Consider the following 22,307-nt stretch of genomic DNA (forward strand, 5'->3'; position numbering starts at 1 on the left):
CGCCTGACCCGAATGAGACGACCGGCAACGGAGACCGTCGATGACGAACATCAATGCAGCGCGCCCGAGCCTCAAGCCGGTCGATCCGATCTGGAGTTCCATTCGCGAGGAAGCCGCCGAGGCGATATCGCGCGATCCGCTACTGTCGGCGTTCCTCTATTCGACGATCCTCAACCAGGAGAGCCTCGAAGATGCGGTCATCCACCGCCTCGCCGAGCGCCTCGATCACCGGGACGTCGGCGCCGATCTGATCCGGCAGACCTTCAAGACGATGACGCGTGACAACCCGGATTGGTCGACCACCGTCCGCGTCGATATCCAGGCCTATTACGACCGCGATCCCGCCTGCGACCGGTTCTTCATGCCGGTGCTTCATTTCAAGGGGTTCCACGCGATTCAGACGCACCGCCTTGCGCACTGGCTCTGGAATCAGGGGCGCAAGGATTTCGCGCTCTACTTGCAAAGCCGCTCCTCTTCGGTTTTCCAAACCGACATCCACCCTGCTTCGAAGATGGGTATGGGCGTGTTCATCGACCACGCGACGGGGCTGGTGGTTGGCGAAACGGCGGTCATCGAGGACGACGTTTCGATCCTTCACGGCGTCACGCTTGGCGGTACCGGCAAGGCCGGCGGCGACCGTCATCCGAAAATCCGCTATGGCGTGCTGATCGGCGCCGGCGCCAAGATCCTCGGCAATATCGAGGTCGGCCACTGCTCCAAGATAGCGGCTGGTTCGGTCGTGCTGGCGGCGGTTCCGCACAACAAGACGGTTGCGGGTGTGCCAGCCCGTGTCGTCGGCGAAACCGGTTGCGACCATCCCTCCCGCCAGATGGATCAGTTCTTGCCTTCGCAAGCCATGGACAGCACCGTCAGCTTCGACATCTGACGGCTGACGCCGCGCCGTAGCTGGACTCCCTGGTCTTCAGCGCTAGTTGGACGCCTGTAGCGGGCGATGTTCGGCGCTCGCCTTTACATCGCCATCCCTGACGTGCCAGAAGCGCGTTCCAAATCGAACGCACCCGCCACCGGGAGAAACAGCCTTGAAGCCGGATGAAATCAGAAAACTCGACGCCTTCTTCAAACGGACATTCCAGAATCCGCAAATGCAGGTGAAGGCGCGCCCGCGCAAGGAAGACTCGGCCGAAGTCTATGTCGGCGAGGAATTTCTCGGCATCGTCTTCAAGGACGAGGAAGACGGCGACTACAATTTTTCGATGGCGATTCTCGACATCGATCTCGCCTGAGTTCCGGGCGGCTCAGCGCCCGGTTTTCAGTATGCGGGATGTTTCGGCCAGCACGGCGGCGTCCAGCGCCCGCCAGTCGGCCAGCAGTTCCTTCGGAAAGCGGTAGGAAAGGCTGAGATTCTCGCCGACCTGGACATCGCGCTCGCAGGGCGCGAGTGATTCTTCCGCACTCGGCCCGCTGAGGCAACGCGCCACGAACGGGTGATCGCCCGGGCGCTCCGCAACCGCTAGCACTTCGTTCAAATAGCCGGATTTTTCGGTAAAGCCGTAGAGCATCACGCCGTTCGGGCCGGGCGCGCCCGGCTTCACGATCAGCGAACTGTATATGGGCGCGAAACGGCCGCTCATGTCGCGCGACATCATGCGTTCCTCGAACGACAGGAAGATGATGCGCCTCGACCCGCCGGCATGGTTGAAGTCATCGCGAGCGACAGTGCTGTAGCCGCTCATTTCGGGCCAGCGCAAATAGAGATCGAGCCGCGAGGCGATGCCATCGCGCCGCGACCGTTCGAAGCGGATGGCGTTCGCCGGAACGGCGATGACATCATTGCCGATGACGATCTCGTGCAGCGTCTTGTCGTCGCTATGGCCGGCCATTGCGATCGAGCGGCCAAACCATTTGCCGCCGAAGCTGATCGCGGTCGACAGCAAAGCGAGCAGCGCAAAAGCGCAGAAGACCTTGAACATCAGTGACGAATCGACCGTTCTGATTTCGGCTGCTACGGGCTGGTTCATCAAGAATGTTCCGCAGATTCCATGCAGGCAGACCATGCGGCTTTCATGGTAAACGAGCGGTAAAAGGCTGCCGATTGCCTTGCGCCAGATGCGGTACTCCATCTAAATTTCAACGATATCGCCAAGGAGAGACGATGCCGCTTTATGCAATCGACGGGGCTGGTCCGCAATTCGAGGACGAGAGCAGTAACTGGATCGCACCGGACGCGACCTTGATCGGCAATGTCCAGCTGGGCCGCGATGTCGGCATCTGGTTCGGGGCAGTCATTCGCGGCGACAATGAAGCAATTGTCATCGGCGCCCGGTCGAATGTGCAGGAGCACGCAGTCATGCACACCGATCCGGGCTTTCCGCTGGCGATCGGCGAGGGCTGCACAATCGGCCACCGCGCGATCCTGCATGGCTGCACGATCGGCGACAACAGCCTCATAGGCATGGGCGCGATCGTGCTGAACGGCGCGCGCATCGGTAAAAATTGCTTGGTCGGAGCCGGAGCGTTGGTTACCGAGGGCAAGGAATTCCCGGACAATTCGCTGATTGTCGGTTCGCCGGCCAAGGCGGTCAGGGCGCTCGACCAGGAGGCAGCCGGACGGTTGCGCGTCTCGGCCGAACACTATGTCGGCAATGGCCGGCGGTTCAAGGCGGGCCTCTCGAAGCTCTAAAAAAGGTGGAGCCGGCCCGGGGACTGGGCCGGCTCCTAAACCCGGTCGTGGGGACGGGGAGGGTGGGGACTCGACCGGGTTTTCGCTGACCTACCTTAGCGCACGCTGGCGACCGCGTCGGCGCGGCCGTCATTGATCTGGACCCAGACGCCGGAGTTCCGCTCCGACTGGCGCTTCAGGAAGGTGTATTCGGTATCGGTCCACACCAGCACGCGCGGCTCGAGATTGTCGAGCACGAACTCCCCGCGGCTGGTGCGCATGGTGAGTACGGCATGGCCGGCGCCGCTCGGCTGGCGCACGACGGTCAGGAGAAGGTCGCCGGCGGGCACGCCGAGCGCCATTAACTGGCGGCGCTTTTCCAACGCATAGTCCTCGCAATCGCCAATGCCGTCGGGATAGGACCAGACTTCTTCGCGGCCCCACATCTCCATGTCGGTGCGCGGCGTGACCATGGTGTTGACGGCATTGTTGATTTCGACCATCGCGGCCCAGAGTCCGCGCGTCAGTTCCACCGGCGCTCCGCCCGATGACTTCAACCGGCATTCATCCGGTTGGCGCTGGCAGAATTCGTAGTGGCCGACCGGCTGCGTGGTGCGACCGCCCGTAGGCATGAAAGGCTGCGCCGCATTGGCCGCCCCGACCATAGCGGCGAGCCCTGCAATCGCCGCCAGCAGCAACGATGTCCCCGTCGTTCTTGTCATGGTGGTATGTCCCCGTTTGAGGAGACAGTGCCACGGGCCGATTTATTTGACGCAAAAGCGCGAAGTAGATGTTGAGTAAAAACAAAATGTAATTTAGAGAAAAGTGCAATAAAATTGAATTTAAATTAGAACAAAATTTGAAGCGATTTTGATTAAAATTTGAAGCATTCGAGCCGGAGCGCTTGCGACGAACAGCCTCCGACTGCTCCAAGTAGCCGCTCCCGGTTGCGAGGATCGCACCGCGGGGCATGCTCTGGTCTCTCATTTGGTTAGGCTGAACCCGGTCCCGAAAACACAAAAAGCCGGCCACGAAGGCCGGCTTGCTACTTTGCCATTTGCGTCGGCGGTCAGGCGCCGCGAGGCGCGTTGAATTCGGAATCCAGCGTCTCGGGTCTCTGGATGACTGCAAATTCGATCGCGATGCCATCGTCGAAGTGCCGCACCACCTGGCCACGCATCGTGCCGAGGATGACCTGAATGCCGAGGGCCGGCTTCACCTCAATCTCGATCGCGGCGCCGGACAGCGACAGGTCGATGATCCGGCACGGATATTGGCGGCCGTCCGTCAGGTGCAATGAACTCAGCGGATTGCGCGGCGCCACACGCTCGTGGCGGCGGTCCTCGGGCAGGTCGAGCTCGTGCTTGTTGGCGAGCCAGGTCAACTGCGCGGCGAGCTTGTCCTTCTTGCGGTCGGACGCAATCACCGTCATGGCGAAGCCGTCCTGCAGCGTCCGCGTCAAAACCCCTTCGACGCGACCGATATGATCGATGTAGGCAATGATCTTCTCGCCGGGCCTGCCCGGACGTTCGCAGCGAAGGGATACATTGCCGGGCGACATGTCCAGAACCTGGCACGGGTGTTCGGTGCGGTCCTCAAGCATGTAACGGCCATAGATTTTGACGCGGACGCGCTGAAAATTGCGCCTCTCCGCCCTGGATGGCGGGTAGTCGACGGCCGCTAACCTCATCACTGCCTCAAATCCCGCTCGAATTTTCATTCGCGCTTATCAGGAAATATGGCCGCAAAATACAACAAAACAGGTTAATAACGGGTAAGCCGAACCCCGCGTGGAGGCGAAATTCCGCTACTCCTCACGCCCGCCAGGGAGCACCAGGAGGTGCCGGATGCGCCGCGCCGAACCGAGCGAGGGTTCCGCATCAGACAGCGCGCTGTAGCTCGGCTCGAGCGACGGTACGGTGACTGCCGGCCGGTTCTTGAGATACATCGGCTCGAGGTCGGGATCGACCACCCGCACCGATTCGAGCACTGCGTCGACGACCGGATCCGCGCCCAGCCAGAACGGCCTGCCGGCCGCCGAAATGACGCCGAGCGAACGTGGGCTTTCCACACCGCCGTCGAGCGGCAGAAGCAGCAGTTCGAATGCGGTCGAGCGTCCGTTGCGGCTATGCCCCTCGAAAGCCATCACAACGACGGATTTGGCCTGGAACACGCCTTGCGCCAGCTTTGCGATGAGCCGCTGGTCCGACGCCCGCCACAGCGACGGAAACGAAAAACCTTTCAGTTCGCGGCCATAGATTGCGCACAAACGGGTGCCGGCCAGCCGGAAGACCGCTTCGCCGCGCGTATCCTTTTCCAGAATGAAGGTGTCGGCCAGCAGCGACTTGATGTCGGCCGGTTCGATCTCGGTTCGCTTCGGCGCCGGGCGTCCGTTGCGCAATCGGTTCCAGTATTGGAACAGGTTGATCGATCCGTTCTGTTTCATGCTTCTCCGCTCCGCGCGATCTGCTGTCCGGTGTCCCATCGGCGAACAGAAGGGCGTTGTTCGATGGTCTACATGCGGGGTGGAGCAGGTTGCGTGCCAGTACGGTTATCGGTTGTTAACCGGTCGGGGCCGTTAAGGTTAACCAATGGTTTAGATTGCCGGTCCGGCCGGGCCGTGGCACGCTGAAAACACTCCAGAAGCGGTCGTTTCACGACGACCGGCAGCACTTCGGTCAAAAGCATTGGGGAGAGCAGGGGGCTCGACCAGCCGTCCAGGGGCAACCCTGGGCGGCTTTTCTTTTTGTGATTCGGCCTCTCCTGTCCTAAGTGAGCGTTTTAAATCCCCCGGAAACGCAGCATGAGCCAATCGCCGCCCGAGCCCAGCGAAGACGAACAGAATGGTGCGCCTGAGCGCCGCGAGCCGGCGTTCAATCTCCCCGGCATAGTGCTTGCGGCTATTGCGATCTGCGCGATCGTCCATCTGGTGCGGGTATACGCACTGGATTTCGAACAGGACCTGGAGCTGTTGATACGGACAGCCTTCATCCCTGTCCGCTATTCCGGCCAGTTCGATATCGACATCTATGCGTTCTCCAGCCCCTTCACCTATGCCTTCCTGCATGGCGACTTCGCGCACCTCGCCATCAATATGATATGGCTCGCGGCGTTCGGTTCGCCGCTGGCAAACCGGCTTGGTGCGGCCCGCTTCGCCGCGTTCTGGGCCGTCACCGGACTTGCGGCGGCGGGGTTGCACTATCTGCTTCATCCGCTCGACACATCGCCGCTTGTGGGAGCATCCGGCGCCATATCGGGCATGATGGGGGCCGCCGCGCGGTTCGGCTTCCGCATAGACCGCGCGTCGGGCAAAGCGGCCTTTGCCGGCGAGCTGCTGCCCGTATCGCTCGTGCTGCGGATGCGCGGCGTGCTGACATTCCTCGCCGTCTGGATGGCAATCAACCTGGCCATCGGCCTTGTCGGCTTTGCGCCGGGCGTCGAAGACCGCATCGCATGGGAGGCGCATGTCGGCGGTTTCCTGGCGGGTTTTTTCGGCACCCGCCTGTTCGACCGGAAAAGCCAGCCCGTATGACGCCAACGCTTCTCACTTGAAAAGGAAAAGGCGGAGAGGCACGATGTACGGGCGGAGCTAAGGCACTGCGACGACACAGCGCCCATGCGCCGCCAACGCCAAGGAGGACGCGCCGTGACAGTGAAGGCTATTCTCGAACAGAAGGGCCATGATGTATTCACGTTTGGCCCCAACGAGAAATTGGCGGAAGCCATCCGAATTCTCGCCGAACACCGGATCGGCGCGCTGGTAATCACCAATGGCGACCGCAAGATCGTCGGCATCCTTTCCGAGCGCGATGTCGTCCGCTGCCTGGCCAAGGAGGGCGCCGCCGCGCTCGACCAGCCGGTGCGGATGGTCATGACTCCTAAAGTGAAGATCTGCAATGAGCACCATACGGTCAACGAGGTCATGGAGATCATGACCAAGGGCCGCTTCCGCCATCTGCCGGTCGAGAAGGACGGAATGCTGGACGGCATCGTTTCCATCGGCGACGTGGTCAAGCGCCGCATCGAGGATGTCGAGCGCGAGGCGGCAGAGATACGAGCCTATATCGCCACCGCCTGAGCGAAGCGCCGGCGGCTCTCGGCCAAGAGCCGCCGGCGCTGGCTTTTACCTGTTGTCGAGTTCGGCGCGGACGAGCTGCAGGCCGCGTCGCGTGATGCGATACGGTCCGCCCTCGGAAGAGGCGATGGCCTTCTTCCGTTTCAGTTTCCTGAACATGTCGAGATCGACTCCAGGATATTGCCAGCCGTCTCGGGTCAGGCACTGGATCGCCTCGATGCGTTTCCTGTCGTCTTTTTCGATTTCGATGCGTCCGCCCTGCGCAAGCAGGTGAAGAATGCGCTGTTCGCTGCGCGATATGTCCATGATGTGGAAGTCCGGAAAACCTGGCCGAAAAGGCCAACACAAAAAGCCGCAGCCGCATAAGCGGCACGGCGGTTTCGGTTTTCATGCCCTGGCTTCTGGAAGCTCAGGGCTTCAACGGGACTCAGCGAAGGTAGACATCCACACTCCATGAGGATGTTTTCGCATATATCGAACCACGCCCGGAAACGCCAGCCCGCGCCCAGACGCTTGCCTCTCCCGGCCATTTGCACTAGCGAATGCCGACGCTGAATATACATTCCCGACCCACCGACGCAGGCTTGCATGACAATCATCGACACGCGCACTCCCGACCCGAAACGCTTCATTTCCGGCGCCACCGGCGACTGGGAGATCATTGTCGGGCTGGAGGTTCATGCGCAGGTGACGTCGGAGGCGAAGTTGTTTTCCGGCGCATCGACTTCGTTCGGGGCGGCGCCCAACGCCAATGTCAGCCTTGTCGACGCCGCGATGCCGGGCATGCTGCCGGTCATCAACGAGGAATGCGTAAAGCAGGCGATCCGCACCGGCCTCGGGCTGAAGGCGCAGATCAATCACCGCTCGGTCTTCGACCGGAAGAACTACTTTTACCCGGACCTGCCGCAGGGCTATCAGATTTCGCAGTACAAGCAGCCGATCGTCGGCGAAGGCACGGTGGTTGTTTCCGTAGGACCCGATCGCGAGGGCAATTTCGAAGATATCGAAGTGGGCATCGAGCGGCTGCATCTCGAACAGGATGCCGGCAAGTCGATGCACGACCAGCACCCGACCATGTCGTATGTCGACCTCAACCGCTCCGGCGTCGCGCTGATGGAGATCGTGTCGAAGCCCGATATGCGCTCCGCCGACGAGGCAAAGGCTTATCTGACCAAGCTGCGCATGATCGTGCGCTATCTCGGGACTTGCGACGGCAATATGGACGAGGGCTCGATGCGCGCCGACGTCAACGTCTCGGTACGCCGGCCGGGCGGAGAATTCGGCACGCGTTGCGAGATCAAGAACGTGAACTCGATCCGCTTCGTCGGCCAGGCGATCGAATCCGAAGCGCGCCGTCAGATCGCGATTCTCGAAGACGGCGGCAAGATCATCCAGGAGACGCGGCTGTTCGATCCTGGCAGGGGCGAGACGCGATCGATGCGCTCCAAGGAAGAAGCGCATGATTACCGCTATTTCCCCGATCCCGACCTTCTGCCGCTGGAATTCGATCAGGCCTATGTCGACGCACTGGCGGCGGAACTTCCTGAACTGCCTGACGACAAGCGGGCGCGGCTCGTGTCCAGCCTCGGGCTCTCGGTCTACGACGCGTCCATCCTGATTTCCGAGAAAGCTATTGCCGACTATTTCGAGAAGGTGGCGGCCGGGCGCGACGGCAAGCTCGCCGCCAACTGGGTCATCAACGATCTGCTCGGCCAGTTGAACAAGGCCGGCAAAGGCATTGAAGACGCGCCGGTTTCTCCCGATCAGCTCGGAGCCGTCATCGACCTCATCAAGGAAGGCACGATTTCGGGGAAGATCGCCAAGGATCTGTTCGAGATCGTCTGGAAGGAGGGCGGCGATCCGCGCCAACTGGTCGAGAGCCGCGGCATGAAGCAGGTCACGGACACCGGTGCGATCGAAAAGGCGGTGGACGAGGTGATCGCCGCCAACCCGGACAAGGTCGAGCAGGCCCGCGTCAAGCCGAGCATGGCCGGCTGGTTCGTCGGCCAAGTGATGAAGGCGACAGGCGGCAAGGCCAACCCGCAGGCGGTGAACAGTCTGGTCAAGGCCAAGCTCGGGATCGAGGAATAAGAATGTTCGTCCGCACTGCCAGCGAGCGCGATCTCGCCGCGGTGCGAGCGCTTCTGGTCGAGACCTGGCATGCAACCTATGACGCGATCTACGGCGTCGAGCGGGTCACGGAAATCACCGATGACTGGCACTCGATAGCCTCGCTGAAGGCGCGAATGGGACGGCCGAATTCCGAGTTCCTCGTCGCTGACGACGGCAAGACGATCGGCGGTATGGCCTATGCGGCGGCGACGACCGATCCCAAACTGGTCATGCTGCACCAGCTTTACGTGCATCCGGATTTCCAGGGGAAGGGTATCGGAAAGATGCTCCTGGATGAGATTGAAGACAGTTTTCCCGATGCGCGAATGCTGCGTCTTGAAGTGGAGGCAGCAAACACGGCCGCACTGGCGTTCTATCGGACCAACGGCTTCGTTCAGGCGGGTGCGATAGCCAATTGTGGAGGCCCGCAATCCGGCATACCGGCCATGGTGCTGGAAAAGGCGCTCGATTGAAGCTTCTGGGCCTCGTGCGACGGCGGAACACTTGCCATCATCGCTGGCGAAAGCCATAAGCGGGGCGTGCACGAAGCGCGGCGACAGGGTAGTTCGATGAAGAAATTCCTCCTGCAGTTTTTTACCTGGTGGAACGGCCAGACGCTGGGAACGCGCTTCCACACCTGGCGGCACGGCACCGAGGTCGGCCGCGACGAGTTCGGCAACATCTATTATCAGGGCGGCACCGATTCGGAGGGCCGCACGCGTCGCTGGGTGATTTACGCCGACGAGGCCGAAGCGTCGGTGATTCCGCCCGGTTGGCACGGCTGGATCCACCATCGGGTCGACGTCGCGCCTTCGCAGGAGAACTATGCCGCCCGCGAATGGCAGAAGCCGCATTTGCCCAACCTGACGGGCAGCGCAGCCGCGTATCGGCCGAAGGGTTCGCTTCTGTCCGGCGGGCACCGCCCGCAGGTTACCGGCGACTACGACGCCTGGACCCCCGGCGGTTGAGGCTGGGCCGAGGCGCGGTGTTTTCTCGCCACAATTGGCGGCTAATCGCTTGTCGGTCACGGGCCTCGGCGCGCGACAGAATCAAGGCCGCAAATTCCGGTATTTCCAAATGACGAAATCCAGCCTGATCCCGCTTGGAAAACGCGCTGCATACTCGCTTGCCGCGTCTGCGGTAATGGCCATTGCCTGGCTTTCGCCGGCGGCAGCCGAGCGCATCGACAACCCGGTCGCCGAGTTCACCGGCGTCGACAAGATTACCGGCCGCATCATCACATTCGATGTCTATATCAACGAGACCGTTCAGTTCGGAGCACTGCAGGTGACGCCGCGGGTCTGCTATTCGCGGCCCGATACCGAAGAACCCAAGACTGATTCCTTTGTCGAGGTCGACGAAATCACGCTGGATCGCAAGATCAGGCGGATATTCACCGGCTGGATGTTCGCGGAAAGCCCGGGCCTCAACGCGGTCGAGCACGCCGTCTATGACGTCTGGCTGAAGGCCTGCAAGCAGAAGTCGGATGTGCCCGCGCCGGAAGCGGCCAAGACGAACTAGACCCCGTTCCAGCCCGGAACATTTCACTTGAGGCAGCCGTTTCCCTGTATCGAACGACGGGAGCGATGCGCCATGACCGCAGTCGAAAAAGACCTGCTTGCGCTTGAAAGGCAATTCTGGACCGGCGGCTCGAAATTTTTCGAAGAGAACGTCGACCAATCCTGCCTGATCGCGTTCAACCGCAGCATGGCGGGCGTGATGAGCAACAAGGATATCGCGGCAACCGTCAAGGACGGCAATCGCTGGAAAGACCTTGAAATCGAGTTGAAGGGACTGGTCACACCCTCGGAAGACACCGCCATCCTGAGCTATGAGGCGCGCGCCACACGCGAAAGCGGCGAGCGTTATGCCGCATTGGTCAGCACCGGTTATGCGAAGCGCGACGGCCGCTGGAAGATGGTATTCCACCAGCAGACGCCGCAGATTTGACCCGCCGCGACGGCGGCGTCTCGGGCACCTACGGGAAAAAGACCGCGTCGCCTTCCAGCGCTTCCTCCAGCATCCTCTCGTATTTGCCGCGCGGCACGTCGATAGCTCCGAATCGCATCAAATGCGCTGTCGTGAACTGTGTGTCGAGAAGCACGAAGCCGCGTTCGCGCAGACGCTCGACCAGACGAACGAGACAAGCCTTGGAAGCGTCGGGTTCCCTGGAGAACATGCTTTCGCCGAAGAAGACGCGGCCAAGCGTCACTCCGTAAAGCCCGCCGACCAGTTGTCCATCACGCCAGGCCTCCACCGAATGGCAGTGGCCGCGCTCGAACAGACCGATATAGGCCTCGCGGATCGGCTGGTTGATCCAGGTCGTCTTGCGCTCTTCCCGCGCTTCGGCGCAGGCATCGATCACGCCGGCGAAGTTGCTGTCGAAGCGGATCTCGAAGCGTCCCTGGCGCATCGTCTTGCGCAGGCTGCGAGGCACATGGAACGTGTCCAGCGGAATGATGCCGCGCGTTTCGGGCCTGACCCAGAAGACTTCCGGGTCGCTCGCGCTCTCGGCCATCGGAAACACGCCCGACGCATAAGCCTTCAGGAGCAGGTCGGTCGGTATGCGGTAGCCGGGCGCGTATGGTCGGGTCATAGACCGCGATTATACCGTCTCCGCCAGGTGCTTTTCCAGCCAGTGGATGTCGTAGTCGCCATTCGCGATATCGGGATTGCCGACCAGGTCGCGGAACAGCGGCAACGTCGTCTTGATGCCGTCGACGACGAATTCGTCCAGCGCACGACGCAGCCGCATCATGCATTCGACCCGGTTGCGGCCGTGCACGATCAGCTTGCCGATCAGGCTGTCATAGTAGGGCGGAATGCGGTAGCCGGAATAGACGCCGGAATCGACGCGGATGCCGAGGCCGCCCGGCGTATGGAAATGCGTGATCGTACCCGGCGACGGCGTGAACGTGCGCGGGTCCTCCGCGTTGATGCGGCACTCGATCGCGTGGCCCTGGAACCGTACTTCATCCTGGCGGACCGATAGTCCGCCGCCGGACGCAACCCGGATCTGCTCGTGCACCAGATCGATGCCGGTGATCGCCTCGGTCACCGGGTGCTCGACCTGCAGTCTGGTATTCATCTCGATGAAGTAGAACTCGCCATCCTCGTAGAGGAATTCAATGGTGCCGGCGCCTGAATAGCCGAGGTCGGCGATCGCCCTGGCGCAGGTCTCGCCAATACGGGTGCGCTGCTCCTCGTTGAGGGCTGGCGAATTCGCCTCTTCCCAAACCTTCTGGTGGCGGCGCTGCAGCGAACAGTCGCGCTCGCCGAGATGGATGCCCTTGCCGGCGCCGTCGCCGAAAACCTGGATCTCGATGTGACGCGGTTTTTCGAGGAACTTCTCGATATAGACTTCGCTGTTGCCGAAAGCCGCGCCGGCCTCGCTGCTGGCGGTCTGCAGTGCCTGGACCAGATCCTGTTCCGTGCGCGCGACCTTCATGCCTCGGCCACCGCCGCCGGCCGAGGCCTTGATGATCACGGGATAGCCGATTTCGCCGGCGATGCGCTTGGCCTCGCCTTCATCGGAGACTGCGCCGTCGGAGCCCGGAACGACGGGAATACCGAGGCGCTTGGCGGTCCGCTTGGCCTCGATCTTGTCGCCCATGACGCGGATATGATCGCCCGACGGACCGATGAAGGTGATGTTGTGCGCGGCCAGTATGTCGGCGAATTTGGCGTTTTCGGACAGAAAGCCATAGCCCGGATGCACGGCATCGGCGCCGGTGATCTCGCAGGCGGCCACGATCTGATGGATGTTGAGATAGCTATCGCGCGACGGCGGCGGGCCGATGCAAACGCTCTCGTCCGCCAGGCGCACGTGCATGGCGTCGGCATCGGCGGTCGAGTGGACAACGACCGTCTTGATGCCGAGCTCCTTCGCCGCGCGCAGGACCCGAAGGGCGATCTCACCGCGATTGGCGATCAGGATTTTCTGGAACATGAGGAGCGGCTTCCCGGTCTACTCGATGACGACGAGCGGCATGCCGAATTCCACCGGCTGGCCGTCTTCGACGAGAATCGCGGTCACCGTTCCGGAGTGCGGCGAGGGGATCTGGTTCATCGTCTTCATCGCCTCGATGATCAGCAGCGTCTGGCCTTCCTTAACCTGCTGTCCCACATCGATGAACGGCTTTGCGTCGGGCGAGGGACCCAGGTAGGCCGTGCCCACCATAGGCGAGGGCACCGCATTCTTCGACAGATCGGCGGCAGGGGGCGGAGCCTGCACAGGCGCCGACGGCGCAGGCGCCGGTGCGTGATGCACGATCGGCGCGGGCGCATGGACGCTGTGAACGGCCTGTGCATGGCGCGAAACGCGAACCTTCAGATCATCCAGCTCGACCTCGATCTCGGTGAGATTGGTGTCGTTCAGGATACCGGCGAGATCGCGGATCAGCTGCTGGTCAACACCGGTCTTCTTTGTCGACATGTCGGAACCTTTTCCTGTTCTGTCTGTCACAGCCGCGCCGCCAGCGCCTGCAATGCCAGAGTATAGCCAAGCGGGCCGAAGCCGCAGATCATGCCGGTCGAGACTGGCGCGATCATCGATGTGTGCCGAAACGCCTCGCGGGCGTGAATGTTCGAAAGATGCACCTCGGCGACCGGCAACGGCGAGACCGAGCGGATCGCGTCGTGTATGGCGATGGAGGTATGGGTATAGGCGCCGGCATTGATGACTATGCCGGCCGCCTTCTCGCCGGCCTCCTGGATCCAGTCGACCAGATCGCCTTCATGATTGGACTGGCGAAAAACAATCTCCAGCCCCAATGCCGAGCCGGCCTTCCTGCAGTCGTCCTCAATATCGGCCAGCGTCGTTCCGCCATAGATGCCGGGTTCCCGCTTGCCGAGCGCGTCGAGGTTGGGACCATTCAGGATGAAAATCGTTTTCAATATATGCACCTTTCGCCGCGCCGGAAGGCATCTGGCGCGCCGGGACTTCTATAATGGGCATAGAGCGCCGCGAAAAGAGCGCAAGCAGCTTCTTTCTCTGTCCACAGCGGCGGGCTTCGAAAAGGCCCGATCAGCAGGTAGCGGCCTCGATGCAGGTCTTGGCGGCCGCGATTTTCTCGGTCAGGACCTCCTTGCCGAGCGCGCCGAATACGACCTCGTTGCCGACGACATAGGATGGTGTCCCCGTGATCGCAAGCCGGTTGGCGAGTTCATAGGTTTGGGAGAACGCCTTGGTGATTTCGGGGCTTTTCATTTGCTCGCGCAGCTTGGCCTCATCCACTCCCAGCGACACTGCGAGCTTGATCGCGCTGTCTTCGGTGGCGCGGCCGGCTCCGCTCAGCAGCGCGTTGTGGAACTCGCCATACTTCTCAGGCGCAAGCGCGCGGAAGGCCATGGAAACGACATGGGCCTTCTGCGAATCCGGGCCGAGGATCGGGAATTCCTTGAGCACGAAGCGTAGCTCCGGGTCCGCCGCGGTCAGCGCCTGCATGTCTTCCTGGGCGCGTTTGCAGTAGCCGCAATTGTAATCATAGAACTCGACGATCGTGACCTTGCCGTTCGGATTGCCGACGACGCCATCATAGGCGGCATTGAAGATCTCGGCCTTGGCGTCCTTGATCACCTGGAGGTGGGCAACGCGCTGCTCTTCCTGCTGCTTGGTCTCGAGCGCCTGCTGCACCTCGAGCATCAGTTCGGGATTGGACAGCAAATATTCGCGCACGATCGTCTCGACCTGCTTCCGGTCGAGCTGGGTTTCGGCCGCGGCGACCGTCAGCACCTGAGGTGCGTCTTCGGCTTTGGCGGTTTGCGGCTTGCCGGCAACGAAGCCCGCCGCCAGCAACCCGAAAGCCACGGCGACGCCGGCTGTGCCCAACAAAAGTGCCTTGTTCATGTTCATTTCCTCTGGAGTTTCCGTTCAGTCGTCCGACCGGCGCGGAAGGTTCATTTCTTTTTGCTTGGCATCTTGTAGTTGATGATGTCCTGGGCGCGGACCCAGCCTGGCGCGCCGCGCTTGAATCGTTGCTGGGCGCGGGCCGCGAAGATTTTCGCGTCCTTATAGGCGCCGCGGTAGAAGTGGCCCTCGGCGGTCGCGAGCTCGGCTTCCGGAATATCACCGAGTTGGCCATAGGCCTGTGCTAGATAGCGATAGCCTGAGCTGTTCTCGCGATCCCGCTGAAGGCCCTTCTTGATCTCGGCAACCGCCTTCTTCAGTGAAGCCGGATCGCCGACCGCGATCAGCGCCTGGCCAAGCGAAATCGGCAGGATGCCGGATTTAACGGGATCCAGCTGTACGGCGGCGGTGTAAGCGCCGACCGCATCAGCCGGGCGGTTGGCCTTCATCAGTATGTCGCCGCGCAATTCGTGGAAATACGGGTTGTTGGGCTGCGCCTTGACCAGCGCGTCCGCCTTGCCGAGCGCCGAGCGCGGATTGCCGTACATGTAGGTGGCCATCGCATCGCCATACTGCGCCGGCAGGCCCTGCGGATCCTTGCGGAACAGTCGCGCCGCCGCCGACTGGCCTTGCGTATAGACTGCGATCTTGGCGCGCATCATGTCATGGCGCTGCTGCAGCGTAGGCGAATCCGTGCGGTCGTAATTGGGGCTGTTCTTCGCCAGTTGCTCGAGATTGGCTATGCGCTCGCGCGGCATAGGGTGGCTGACCTGGTAGGGATCGACGCGCGAACCGGAAAGCGACAGTGCATTCTGGAAACGTTGGAACGTCTTCAGCATGCCCTTGGCCGACTGCCCCGTCGCCTCGAGATAGGTGATCGCCGAGCGATCGGCTGTCGTTTCCTCCGAGCGCTGGTAGCCAAGCAGCCCGCGCCGCGCAAACTCGCCGCCGCCGGCGGCCAGTCCACCGCCGGCCTGTGCCATCTCCTTGGAATTTGCGGCCGCGCCGGCAACCACCGCGCCGATGCCGAGCAGCCCGGCCACGACCGCCATGGTCTGGGCGCGCGCCAGTTGTTCGCGCAGGCGCTCCTGGTGGCCGCCGGCTATATGGCCGGCTTCATGGGCTATGACGCCGATGATCTCGTTGGGGGTCTCCGATTGCAGCAGGGCGCCGGTATTGATGAACATGCGCCGCCCGGCCACGAAGGCATTGAAGCGGGTATCGTTGACCAGAATGATGTCGATGCCGGATTTCGACAGGCCGGAAGCCTTGAGGATCGGCCGCGCATAGTCGCGGACCAGCGCTTCGATCTCGGCATCGCGCACGATCGGCAGATTCGCCTGAGCCGAGGCGCTGCCAGGAGCCGCAACGCTCACGGCGACGGCCAGCGACACTGCCGTCAGCGCTCGCGCAGTTTTGGCCAGTTTTGCAAAGATCGGAAATCGTGCGTGCATAGCGGGAACCACTGGTAAACGAGCCATGGTGGGTTGAAAAGTCGAAGCGCCGCATTTCATGAACTTGTGATCCCCACATCATTCGGGCATTTGTGCGGCGCAGTGCCTGGGCGCACATGAAGGACTGGTGCGGAATATGGCGGTTTCCCTTTCCCGGCGTGGCGATGTCGAGCCATTCCATGCGATGGACGTCCTGGCTGAGGCCAATCGGCTGAAGGCGCTGGGCAAGCCGGTGATCTCCCTGGCCGTCGGGCAGCCTTCGGATCCGGCTCCGGCTCTGGTTCGGGAAGCCGCCGCAAAGGCGCTGGCCGACGGGCGCATCGGCTACACCGACGCGCTGGGCACGGCCGAATTGCGCAATGCGATAGCAGCCCATTACCAGGAGCACTACGGGGTCGATGTACCGGCGGCGCGGATCGCGGTGACGACCGGATCCTCCGCCGCATTCAATCTGGCGTTTCTGGCGATGTTCGATACCGGCGACCGCGTCGCAATCGCCGCGCCCGGCTATCCAGCCTATCGCAACATCATGAAAGCGCTCGGCCTCGATGTCGTCGAGATCGAGTTGGAAGGCGCTGCCTATCTTCATGCCGAACATCTCCGGGAAGCGCATGCCGAAAAGCCGCTCAAAGGCGCGCTTTTCGCCAGCCCCGCCAATCCGACAGGAGCGGTGATTCCGACGGGTGATCTCGAGGCGCTCGTCCGCACGGCCGAGGAATTGGGGATCGCGCTGATTTCCGATGAGATCTATCACCGTCTGGCCTATTCGGCGCCCGATACCACGGCGCTCGCCTTCAGCCCCGACGTAACCGTCATCAACTCCTTCTCGAAATACTATTGCATGACCGGCTGGCGGATCGGCTGGATGGTTCTGCCGGAAAAGCTCGTCCGGCCGGTCGAGCGCATCCAGCAGAGCCTCTACATCTCCGCGCCAGAGCTGTCGCAGATCGCCGCGGCGCAGGCGTTCCGGGCGACCGACGAGCTGGAGGCGGTCAAGGCGCGCTATGCCTGGAACCGCGATCTCCTGATGCAAAGGCTTCCGGAACTCGGCTTTTCGCTCGCCGCGCCAATGGACGGGGCGTTCTATGCCTATTGCGACGTTTCCCGGCTGACCAATGACAGCATGGAATTTGCCCGCACGATGCTGGCGGAAGCGCATGTCGCGGCAACGCCCGGCCACGATTTCGATCCGCTCGCCGGGCAGCGCTTCATGCGCTTTTCCTATGCCGGAAGCCATGACGACATGGCCAAGGCGCTGGATCGCATTGAGCGCTGGCTTGGGCGACGGACCGGATGATGCCGAAATCGATGGTCGCATCCCGCGACCGGCAACCGCCTTGAGCAGGCAGCGCGGCCAAAGAAAGGCCCGCATCGCGATCAGCGGCGCGGGCCTCTTTAGCTAATCAACATAAGTGACTGTCAGAAAAAGCTCTTTCGCTGCCACCAGCCGGCCTTTTTCGGCTTCTCGTCGGTGGTTTCCATCTCTTCTTCACCAGTCGACGACACGAGCTTGACGACAGGCTCCGCCGGCTTTTCCTCGGGCGTTTCGGGCGTTTCGGGCGTTTCCGCCGGAGCGGCAGCCGCCTCGACCGGTTCAGCAGCCTTGCGTCGCGAGGCGCGGGGCTTTTTGGGCTTTTCTTCGGCCTGCACGGCAATCGCTTCAGGCTCGGCTATCGCCGGTTCCGCGGAAACCGCCGCTTCCGCAGCCTCTTCCGTTTTCACCTTTTTCGGCCTGGCAGCGCGCCGGGGCTTCTTCGGCTGTTCGGCGACTTCCTCGGCCGGGGCAGCAACGACGGCTGCGTCTTCCGTCACCTGCTCCGACAAAGCCTCGACGGCTGCGGGCTCCGCCGAGACCATCTCGTCCTGCTGCTCCGCTCCGTCCTCGTCGCGCCGATTGCGTTTGCCGCCGCGCTTGCCGCGACGGCGCTTCTTGCGGTCGATGTCCTCGCCGCCTTCGCCGGCAGCCTCGGCAGGCTCGGCAGCAACCGGTTCGAGCGTCTCAGCGGCCTCGGCCCGAGGTTCTTCCGCGGCGGCCGCAACGTCCTGCGTCGCCGCACCTTCCAACACATCGCGGTCGCGATCCTTGCCGCCGCGCCGTCTGCGGCGTTTGCGGCGCTTGCGGTCGCGCTGCTCGCCGGCTTCGGCCCTCGGCGCTGCTTGCGCGGGGCGCTCGTCGGCCGCGGCCTCGACGACTTCTTCCTCCTCCTCGAGGATTTCGTCCTCCGGCTCGTCATAGACAGGAGCGGGCAATGGCACGAAACCGCCGACGGGCTTCTCGGCGACTGCGCCACGGAAGATGGCGTAATGCTGCGCGCCGACCGAATCGTCCATTTCGATCGTGATCGTGAGGCCGAACCTCGCCTCAAGTTCGGCAAGGGTGCTGCGCTTGTGGTTGAGAACGTAGAGCGCCGTCGAGGTCGGAGTGCGAACCGTGATGTGGTTGCGCGAATCCTTGATCAAAAACTCCTCGATGGCCCGGACCACAAGCAGCGCGACCGACGATTCCGAACGCACATGCCCGGTTCCGCCGCAATGCGGGCAGGGCTTCATCGTCGATTCGAGCACGCTGGCCCGGATGCGCTGGCGCGACATTTCCATCAGGCCGAAATGCGAGATGCGGCCGACCTGGATGCGCGCGCGATCGTTCTTGAGGCAATCCTTCAGGCGCTTCTCGACCGCGCGATTGTTGCGGTTCTCCTCCATGTCGATGAAGTCGATGACGATCAGGCCCGCGAGATCGCGCAGCCGGAGCTGCCGTGCGACTTCGTCCGCGGCTTCGAGATTGGTATGGAGAGCCGTTTCCTCGATCGAATGCTCTTTGGTGGAGCGCCCGGAGTTCACGTCGATCGCAACCAGCGCCTCGGTCTGGTTGATGATGATGTAGCCGCCCGACTTCAGCGTGACCTGTGGCTGCAGCATGCGGTCGAGTTGCGCCTCGATGCCATTGCGCACGAAAATCGGCGTGGTGTCGCGATAGGGCTGGACCACCTTGGCGTGGCTCGGCATCAGCATGCGCATGAAGTCCTTGGCTTCGCGGTAGCCGTCCTCGCCCGAGACCAGGACTTCGTCGATGTCCTTGTTGTAGAGATCGCGCACCGAGCGCTTGATCAGGCTACCTTCCTCGTAAACGAGGGCAGGGGCGGTCGACTGGAGCGTCAGCGTTCTGACCGTCTCCCACAGCCGCATCAGATATTCGTAATCGCGCTTGATCTCGGCCTTGGTGCGGCTCTCGCCTGCCGTGCGCAGGATGACGCCCATGCCCTGAGGCACGTCGAGATCCTGAACCACTTCCTTCAGGCGCTTGCGGTCCTGGGCATTGGTGATCTTGCGCGAAATGCCGCCGCCGCGAGCGGTATTCGGCATCAGCACCGAATAGCGTCCGGCGAGCGAAAGATACGTGGTCAGGGCCGCGCCCTTGTTGCCGCGCTCTTCCTTGACCACCTGCACCAGCAGAATCTGCCGGCGCTTGATGACTTCCTGGATCTTGTAGTGGCGGCGCACCGGCTTGCGACGGTTGCGGACTTCCTCGAGCGCGTCTTCGGCGCCAACCGATTCGATCTCATGCTCGTCGCCGTTGGCCGCTGCCACGTCTTCGAACGCGCCGCCGCGATCGTTTTCCGTCAGGCTCGATTTGGAAATTTCCTCGGAAACGACGTGGGCGTCCGCCGTGGCGGCCATCGCAATGTTGGTTGCGTCGTCGAGAACGGCGTCCGGCGAAATATCGACAGCTTCCGCGCCGGCTGCGGCGCCGTCATCCCCGGCGACCGGCTCGGCCAGGCCGGCATCGTCCTCCGCGGCAACATTTTCATCGTTCTCGTCGTCACCCGCGGCTTCGCCGTCGTCATCGGCGCTCTCGGCGGCCGCCCGGGCTTCTCCGCCACGGTCCCGGTTCTTGCCGCCGCGCCTACGTCGGCGTCCGCGATTTCGGTCTTGGCGATCCTCGCCTTCGCCGTCCTCGTCGTTCTCTTCCTCGGCAGCCTCGGCTTCCGCGCGCAACAGCGCCTGACGGTCTGCGACCGGGATCTGGTAGTAATCGGGGTGAATTTCGCTGAAGGCGAGGAAGCCGTGCCGGTTTCCGCCATATTCGACAAAGGCTGCCTGAAGGGAGGGTTCTACCCGCGTGACGCGGGCGAGATAGATGTTTCCTTTGAGCTGCTTCTTATCCTGAGATTCAAAATCGAATTCTTCGATACGGTTACCGTGAACAACGACGACCCGTGTTTCCTCCGGGTGGGAGGCGTCTATTAGCATCTTGTTGGGCATTATTTCTTTTCCCGCCGGACGCAGCCAGCGAGCCCGGAGGCGGCGAAATGTGCCTCTCCAAACCCGTCAATCGCTGCATGCCGGACATATTAGCGTCCGCGGGCCGCTGCCTGGACGCCATGGCGGTGCCGCCCGCTGCCGAACCGGCGCGGTAACCTGCGGACCTTTCCATGATTGCGCCTGAAGCCATTGCGTAACCTTGCGGAACCATTTGAACCAAAGCCCGGAAAAACCGGACCAGCTGTTTGCTCGTACAGAGCCGGCGCGGAGTTGTCGTTCCGGCCGTTTTCCTCGACGTCGGGGGTTCACGTTGCCGCAAACACCGCGACGAAATCCGTCGCGATCACCTTCGGCCTTATCGCAGGTTGCGATTGAAGCCGTTTCGTCGCCTTGGCTGGTTGTGGAAAGCGGAGGCGACGGGCCTCGGGGCATTGCAGTGATCCAATGTCGCTTTTATGATTTGATGGCGTTTATAGCAACCCCGTTTTCGGACGCCGGCAAAAGCCGTGCCGCCGCGGAAACGCCGGACAAAAAGGCTTGGTTAACCTTATCTGGATACCAATCGTTAAGCGAGATCGAGCCTAAACCGGACGCACAGCCGGAGGTGGTCGCTGGACCGGCGGCAAATCGGGAGCAGGGTGGCTGGAATGCATTTTGGAAGCACGAGCGTTAGGCAGGTTACGCGCAATGTCCCGTTGCGCGGCGCTGTCTGCGGCTTGATGCTCGTCCTGTTTATGGCGCTCCAGGCGATGTTATCCTTCGCCGAATCCGCGCCGCTCGAAGCGCGTGACTTCAAGATGGCCGGTGACGCCACGCGCATGCGCGTGGTCCTGAATTTCGATGGCGAACCCAACCCCGAATGGCTTCTGTTGCGTGCGCCGCATCGTCTCGTTCTGGATCTCCCGGAAACGAAGCTCCTTTTACATCCCGACGGCTTGAAGGCGATCGGCCTGGTCACCGATGTGCGCTACGGGCATCTCCAAGAGGGCAAGTCGCGGCTGATTCTGACCTCGAAGGGACCGTTCACCGTCGAGAGGCTCGACGTTCTGGAAAATGAAGGCGAGTCCGGATATCGGCTGGTGGTGGACCTCGTCGCCGCGTCTGACAGGCAATTCGAGGAGGCGCTCGCGCTGCAGTCGCAGACCACCGGCGCGACCGTCGCCACGCCGAAAGGCGACCGTCTCGGCAAGGCTCCCGCCGATGACGTGACGCGACCCTTCACCATTGTGATCGATCCCGGACATGGCGGCATCGACGGCGGAGCCAAAGGCACCAGCGGGACGGAGGAGAAGACAATCACGCTTGCCTTTGCGCTGGAGTTGAAGGCGAAGCTCGCTTCCAGCGGCAAGTATGACGTGTACCTGACTCGCGAGAAGGACGAGTTCCTGCGCCTCGACGATCGGGTGCGAATCGCACGGCAGCACGAAGCGGATCTTTTCATATCCATTCATGCCGATACGATCCGCCTGAAGGGCATTCGCGGTGCGACCGTCTACACCGTTTCAGACAAGGCGTCCGATGAGGAGGCCGAGGCGCTCGCGATACGCGAAAACCTGTCGGATCAACTCGCTGGGATGGAGATCGAGGGCGAGAAACAGGAGGTCGCCGACATTCTCGTCGATCTGATCCGCCGCGAAACGCACAGTTTTTCGATCCGCTTCGCCCGTTCGTTGGTCAGCGAGTTGTCGAACACTGTCGGATTGATCAACAATCCCCATCGTTTCGCCGGCTTCAAGGTGCTCAAGGCGCCGGACGTACCTTCTGTCCTGGTCGAGCTTGGCTACATGTCGAATCCCAAGGATGAGGCGCAATTGCGCGACCCCGACTGGCGCGGCAAGGCGGCTGCCAGCATTTCGAACGCCATTGCGGCTTTTGCCGCGTCACGATCGGCGGGCGGGTGATGCCCGGGCTTCCCGTTACGGCCTGTTGCGCCGG

The 22,307-nt window shown here is 62.2% G+C and carries 24 protein-coding genes; 12 read left to right on the forward strand and 12 right to left on the reverse strand.

Annotated elements, in window-relative coordinates:
- The first annotated feature begins 40 nt into the window (after positions 1 to 40).
- Both cysE and ABVK50_RS11540 read left to right on the forward strand, forming a co-directional pair.
- Complete coding sequence (cysE, locus tag ABVK50_RS11535) at positions 41 to 886, forward strand: serine O-acetyltransferase (RefSeq protein ID WP_353641434.1); 846 nt, start codon at positions 41 to 43, stop codon at positions 884 to 886.
- A 154-nt stretch (positions 887 to 1,040) separates the two neighbouring features.
- Positions 1,041 to 1,244, forward strand: coding sequence for a DUF3126 family protein (locus ABVK50_RS11540; RefSeq protein ID WP_008838023.1), 204 nt, complete (start codon positions 1,041 to 1,043; stop codon positions 1,242 to 1,244).
- Between the two features lie 12 nt (positions 1,245 to 1,256).
- Here the strand turns inward: ABVK50_RS11540 and ABVK50_RS11545 are convergent, their stop codons facing one another.
- Entirely contained in the window at positions 1,257 to 1,979 is a 723-nt protein-coding gene (locus ABVK50_RS11545; protein WP_353641433.1) for a hypothetical protein, read from the reverse strand.
- 134 nt (positions 1,980 to 2,113) lie between these two features.
- Between ABVK50_RS11545 and ABVK50_RS11550 the strand changes: the two genes are divergently transcribed.
- A complete protein-coding gene (locus ABVK50_RS11550) occupies positions 2,114 to 2,641 on the forward strand; it encodes a gamma carbonic anhydrase family protein (protein WP_353641432.1) in 528 nt (175 codons plus the stop codon).
- A 95-nt stretch (positions 2,642 to 2,736) separates the two neighbouring features.
- Here ABVK50_RS11550 and ABVK50_RS11555 read toward each other — a convergent pair whose 3' ends face one another.
- The 3 genes from ABVK50_RS11555 to ABVK50_RS11565 all read right to left on the reverse strand — a co-directional run bounded on the left by ABVK50_RS11555 (position 2,737) and on the right by ABVK50_RS11565 (position 5,066).
- The gene (locus tag ABVK50_RS11555) at positions 2,737 to 3,342 is read right to left on the reverse strand and encodes a transglutaminase-like cysteine peptidase (protein ID WP_353641431.1); all 606 of its coding nucleotides are present in this window, start codon (positions 3,340 to 3,342) and stop codon (positions 2,737 to 2,739) included.
- A gap of 347 nt (positions 3,343 to 3,689) precedes the next feature.
- Positions 3,690 to 4,310 (reverse strand): PilZ domain-containing protein, encoded by a 621-nt coding sequence (locus ABVK50_RS11560; RefSeq protein WP_353641430.1) that lies wholly within the window; start codon positions 4,308 to 4,310, stop codon positions 3,690 to 3,692.
- Between the two features lie 117 nt (positions 4,311 to 4,427).
- On the reverse strand, positions 4,428 to 5,066 hold the full coding sequence (locus ABVK50_RS11565; RefSeq protein WP_353641429.1) for a PAS domain-containing protein: 639 nt from the start codon (positions 5,064 to 5,066) through the stop codon (positions 4,428 to 4,430).
- Between the two features lie 357 nt (positions 5,067 to 5,423).
- Here ABVK50_RS11565 and ABVK50_RS11570 point away from each other — a divergent pair, with 357 nt between their 5' ends.
- Both ABVK50_RS11570 and ABVK50_RS11575 read left to right on the forward strand, forming a co-directional pair.
- Positions 5,424 to 6,152 (forward strand): rhomboid family intramembrane serine protease, encoded by a 729-nt coding sequence (locus ABVK50_RS11570; protein WP_353641428.1) that lies wholly within the window; start codon positions 5,424 to 5,426, stop codon positions 6,150 to 6,152.
- A 114-nt stretch (positions 6,153 to 6,266) separates the two neighbouring features.
- Complete coding sequence (locus ABVK50_RS11575; RefSeq protein ID WP_353641427.1) at positions 6,267 to 6,698, forward strand: CBS domain-containing protein; 432 nt, start codon at positions 6,267 to 6,269, stop codon at positions 6,696 to 6,698.
- Positions 6,699 to 6,743: 45 nt separating this feature from the next.
- On the opposite strand, the gene ABVK50_RS11580 is transcribed toward ABVK50_RS11575, so the two are convergent.
- The gene (locus ABVK50_RS11580) at positions 6,744 to 7,001 is read right to left on the reverse strand and encodes a YjhX family toxin (protein ID WP_353641426.1); all 258 of its coding nucleotides are present in this window, start codon (positions 6,999 to 7,001) and stop codon (positions 6,744 to 6,746) included.
- Between the two features lie 282 nt (positions 7,002 to 7,283).
- Here ABVK50_RS11580 and gatB point away from each other — a divergent pair, with 282 nt between their 5' ends.
- The 5 genes from gatB (at position 7,284) to ABVK50_RS11605 (ending at position 10,757) form a co-directional block, all read left to right on the forward strand.
- Entirely contained in the window at positions 7,284 to 8,786 is a 1,503-nt protein-coding gene (gene gatB / locus ABVK50_RS11585) for an Asp-tRNA(Asn)/Glu-tRNA(Gln) amidotransferase subunit GatB (protein WP_353641425.1), read from the forward strand.
- 2 nt (positions 8,787 to 8,788) lie between these two features.
- Positions 8,789 to 9,280 carry a GNAT family N-acetyltransferase gene (locus ABVK50_RS11590; protein WP_353641424.1) on the forward strand — a complete coding sequence of 164 codons (492 nt, stop codon included), beginning with the start codon at positions 8,789 to 8,791 and terminating at the stop codon, positions 9,278 to 9,280.
- A gap of 96 nt (positions 9,281 to 9,376) precedes the next feature.
- Positions 9,377 to 9,775: an NADH:ubiquinone oxidoreductase subunit NDUFA12 gene (locus ABVK50_RS11595; RefSeq protein WP_353641423.1), complete on the forward strand. Its 399-nt coding sequence runs from the start codon at positions 9,377 to 9,379 to the stop codon at positions 9,773 to 9,775.
- A gap of 109 nt (positions 9,776 to 9,884) precedes the next feature.
- Positions 9,885 to 10,328 (forward strand): DUF2155 domain-containing protein, encoded by a 444-nt coding sequence (locus ABVK50_RS11600; RefSeq protein WP_353641422.1) that lies wholly within the window; start codon positions 9,885 to 9,887, stop codon positions 10,326 to 10,328.
- 72 nt (positions 10,329 to 10,400) lie between these two features.
- On the forward strand, positions 10,401 to 10,757 hold the full coding sequence (locus tag ABVK50_RS11605) for a hypothetical protein (RefSeq protein WP_353641421.1): 357 nt from the start codon (positions 10,401 to 10,403) through the stop codon (positions 10,755 to 10,757).
- Positions 10,758 to 10,785: 28 nt separating this feature from the next.
- Here ABVK50_RS11605 and aat read toward each other — a convergent pair whose 3' ends face one another.
- From aat to ABVK50_RS11635, 6 genes are all read right to left on the reverse strand, one after another.
- Entirely contained in the window at positions 10,786 to 11,403 is a 618-nt protein-coding gene (gene aat / locus ABVK50_RS11610; protein ID WP_353641420.1) for a leucyl/phenylalanyl-tRNA--protein transferase, read from the reverse strand.
- A gap of 9 nt (positions 11,404 to 11,412) precedes the next feature.
- Entirely contained in the window at positions 11,413 to 12,756 is a 1,344-nt protein-coding gene (accC, locus tag ABVK50_RS11615) for an acetyl-CoA carboxylase biotin carboxylase subunit (RefSeq protein WP_353641419.1), read from the reverse strand.
- 18 nt (positions 12,757 to 12,774) lie between these two features.
- Positions 12,775 to 13,242 carry an acetyl-CoA carboxylase biotin carboxyl carrier protein gene (accB, locus tag ABVK50_RS11620; RefSeq protein WP_353641418.1) on the reverse strand — a complete coding sequence of 156 codons (468 nt, stop codon included), beginning with the start codon at positions 13,240 to 13,242 and terminating at the stop codon, positions 12,775 to 12,777.
- Positions 13,243 to 13,268: 26 nt separating this feature from the next.
- Complete coding sequence (gene aroQ, locus ABVK50_RS11625) at positions 13,269 to 13,703, reverse strand: type II 3-dehydroquinate dehydratase (protein WP_353641417.1); 435 nt, start codon at positions 13,701 to 13,703, stop codon at positions 13,269 to 13,271.
- A gap of 130 nt (positions 13,704 to 13,833) precedes the next feature.
- Positions 13,834 to 14,655: a DsbA family protein gene (locus ABVK50_RS11630; protein ID WP_353641416.1), complete on the reverse strand. Its 822-nt coding sequence runs from the start codon at positions 14,653 to 14,655 to the stop codon at positions 13,834 to 13,836.
- Between the two features lie 50 nt (positions 14,656 to 14,705).
- A complete protein-coding gene (locus tag ABVK50_RS11635) occupies positions 14,706 to 16,109 on the reverse strand; it encodes a M48 family metalloprotease (RefSeq protein ID WP_353641415.1) in 1,404 nt (467 codons plus the stop codon).
- Between the two features lie 136 nt (positions 16,110 to 16,245).
- Between ABVK50_RS11635 and ABVK50_RS11640 the strand changes: the two genes are divergently transcribed.
- Positions 16,246 to 17,406, forward strand: coding sequence for an aminotransferase class I/II-fold pyridoxal phosphate-dependent enzyme (locus ABVK50_RS11640; RefSeq protein WP_353641414.1), 1,161 nt, complete (start codon positions 16,246 to 16,248; stop codon positions 17,404 to 17,406).
- A gap of 122 nt (positions 17,407 to 17,528) precedes the next feature.
- Here the strand turns inward: ABVK50_RS11640 and ABVK50_RS11645 are convergent, their stop codons facing one another.
- Entirely contained in the window at positions 17,529 to 20,372 is a 2,844-nt protein-coding gene (locus ABVK50_RS11645; protein WP_353641413.1) for a ribonuclease E/G, read from the reverse strand.
- A gap of 647 nt (positions 20,373 to 21,019) precedes the next feature.
- Between ABVK50_RS11645 and ABVK50_RS11650 the strand changes: the two genes are divergently transcribed.
- A complete protein-coding gene (locus tag ABVK50_RS11650; protein WP_353641412.1) occupies positions 21,020 to 22,273 on the forward strand; it encodes an N-acetylmuramoyl-L-alanine amidase in 1,254 nt (417 codons plus the stop codon).
- Positions 22,274 to 22,307 lie beyond the last annotated feature (34 nt).

It is taken from the genome of Mesorhizobium sp. WSM2240 (genome assembly GCF_040438645.1).
Taxonomy (GTDB): domain Bacteria; phylum Pseudomonadota; class Alphaproteobacteria; order Rhizobiales; family Rhizobiaceae; genus Allomesorhizobium.

Coding starts and splice junctions, on each gene's coding strand:
- ABVK50_RS11635 (WP_353641415.1), bottom strand. CDS start 16,109: ATGCACGCACGATTTCCGATCTTTGCAAAACTGGCCAAAACTGCGCGA.
- accB (WP_353641418.1), bottom strand. CDS start 13,242: ATGTCGACAAAGAAGACCGGTGTTGACCAGCAGCTGATCCGCGATCTC.
- ABVK50_RS11565 (WP_353641429.1), bottom strand. CDS start 5,066: ATGAAACAGAACGGATCGATCAACCTGTTCCAATACTGGAACCGATTG.
- ABVK50_RS11545 (WP_353641433.1), bottom strand. CDS start 1,979: ATGAACCAGCCCGTAGCAGCCGAAATCAGAACGGTCGATTCGTCACTG.
- gatB (WP_353641425.1), top strand. CDS start 7,284: ATGACAATCATCGACACGCGCACTCCCGACCCGAAACGCTTCATTTCC.
- ABVK50_RS11580 (WP_353641426.1), bottom strand. CDS start 7,001: ATGGACATATCGCGCAGCGAACAGCGCATTCTTCACCTGCTTGCGCAG.
- ABVK50_RS11645 (WP_353641413.1), bottom strand. CDS start 20,372: ATGCCCAACAAGATGCTAATAGACGCCTCCCACCCGGAGGAAACACGG.
- cysE (WP_353641434.1), top strand. CDS start 41: ATGACGAACATCAATGCAGCGCGCCCGAGCCTCAAGCCGGTCGATCCG.
- ABVK50_RS11550 (WP_353641432.1), top strand. CDS start 2,114: ATGCCGCTTTATGCAATCGACGGGGCTGGTCCGCAATTCGAGGACGAG.
- ABVK50_RS11600 (WP_353641422.1), top strand. CDS start 9,885: ATGACGAAATCCAGCCTGATCCCGCTTGGAAAACGCGCTGCATACTCG.
- ABVK50_RS11590 (WP_353641424.1), top strand. CDS start 8,789: ATGTTCGTCCGCACTGCCAGCGAGCGCGATCTCGCCGCGGTGCGAGCG.
- ABVK50_RS11595 (WP_353641423.1), top strand. CDS start 9,377: ATGAAGAAATTCCTCCTGCAGTTTTTTACCTGGTGGAACGGCCAGACG.
- accC (WP_353641419.1), bottom strand. CDS start 12,756: ATGTTCCAGAAAATCCTGATCGCCAATCGCGGTGAGATCGCCCTTCGG.
- ABVK50_RS11570 (WP_353641428.1), top strand. CDS start 5,424: ATGAGCCAATCGCCGCCCGAGCCCAGCGAAGACGAACAGAATGGTGCG.
- ABVK50_RS11555 (WP_353641431.1), bottom strand. CDS start 3,342: ATGACAAGAACGACGGGGACATCGTTGCTGCTGGCGGCGATTGCAGGG.
- ABVK50_RS11630 (WP_353641416.1), bottom strand. CDS start 14,655: ATGAACAAGGCACTTTTGTTGGGCACAGCCGGCGTCGCCGTGGCTTTC.
- ABVK50_RS11560 (WP_353641430.1), bottom strand. CDS start 4,310: ATGAGGTTAGCGGCCGTCGACTACCCGCCATCCAGGGCGGAGAGGCGC.
- aat (WP_353641420.1), bottom strand. CDS start 11,403: ATGACCCGACCATACGCGCCCGGCTACCGCATACCGACCGACCTGCTC.
- ABVK50_RS11640 (WP_353641414.1), top strand. CDS start 16,246: ATGGCGGTTTCCCTTTCCCGGCGTGGCGATGTCGAGCCATTCCATGCG.
- ABVK50_RS11605 (WP_353641421.1), top strand. CDS start 10,401: ATGACCGCAGTCGAAAAAGACCTGCTTGCGCTTGAAAGGCAATTCTGG.
- ABVK50_RS11650 (WP_353641412.1), top strand. CDS start 21,020: ATGCATTTTGGAAGCACGAGCGTTAGGCAGGTTACGCGCAATGTCCCG.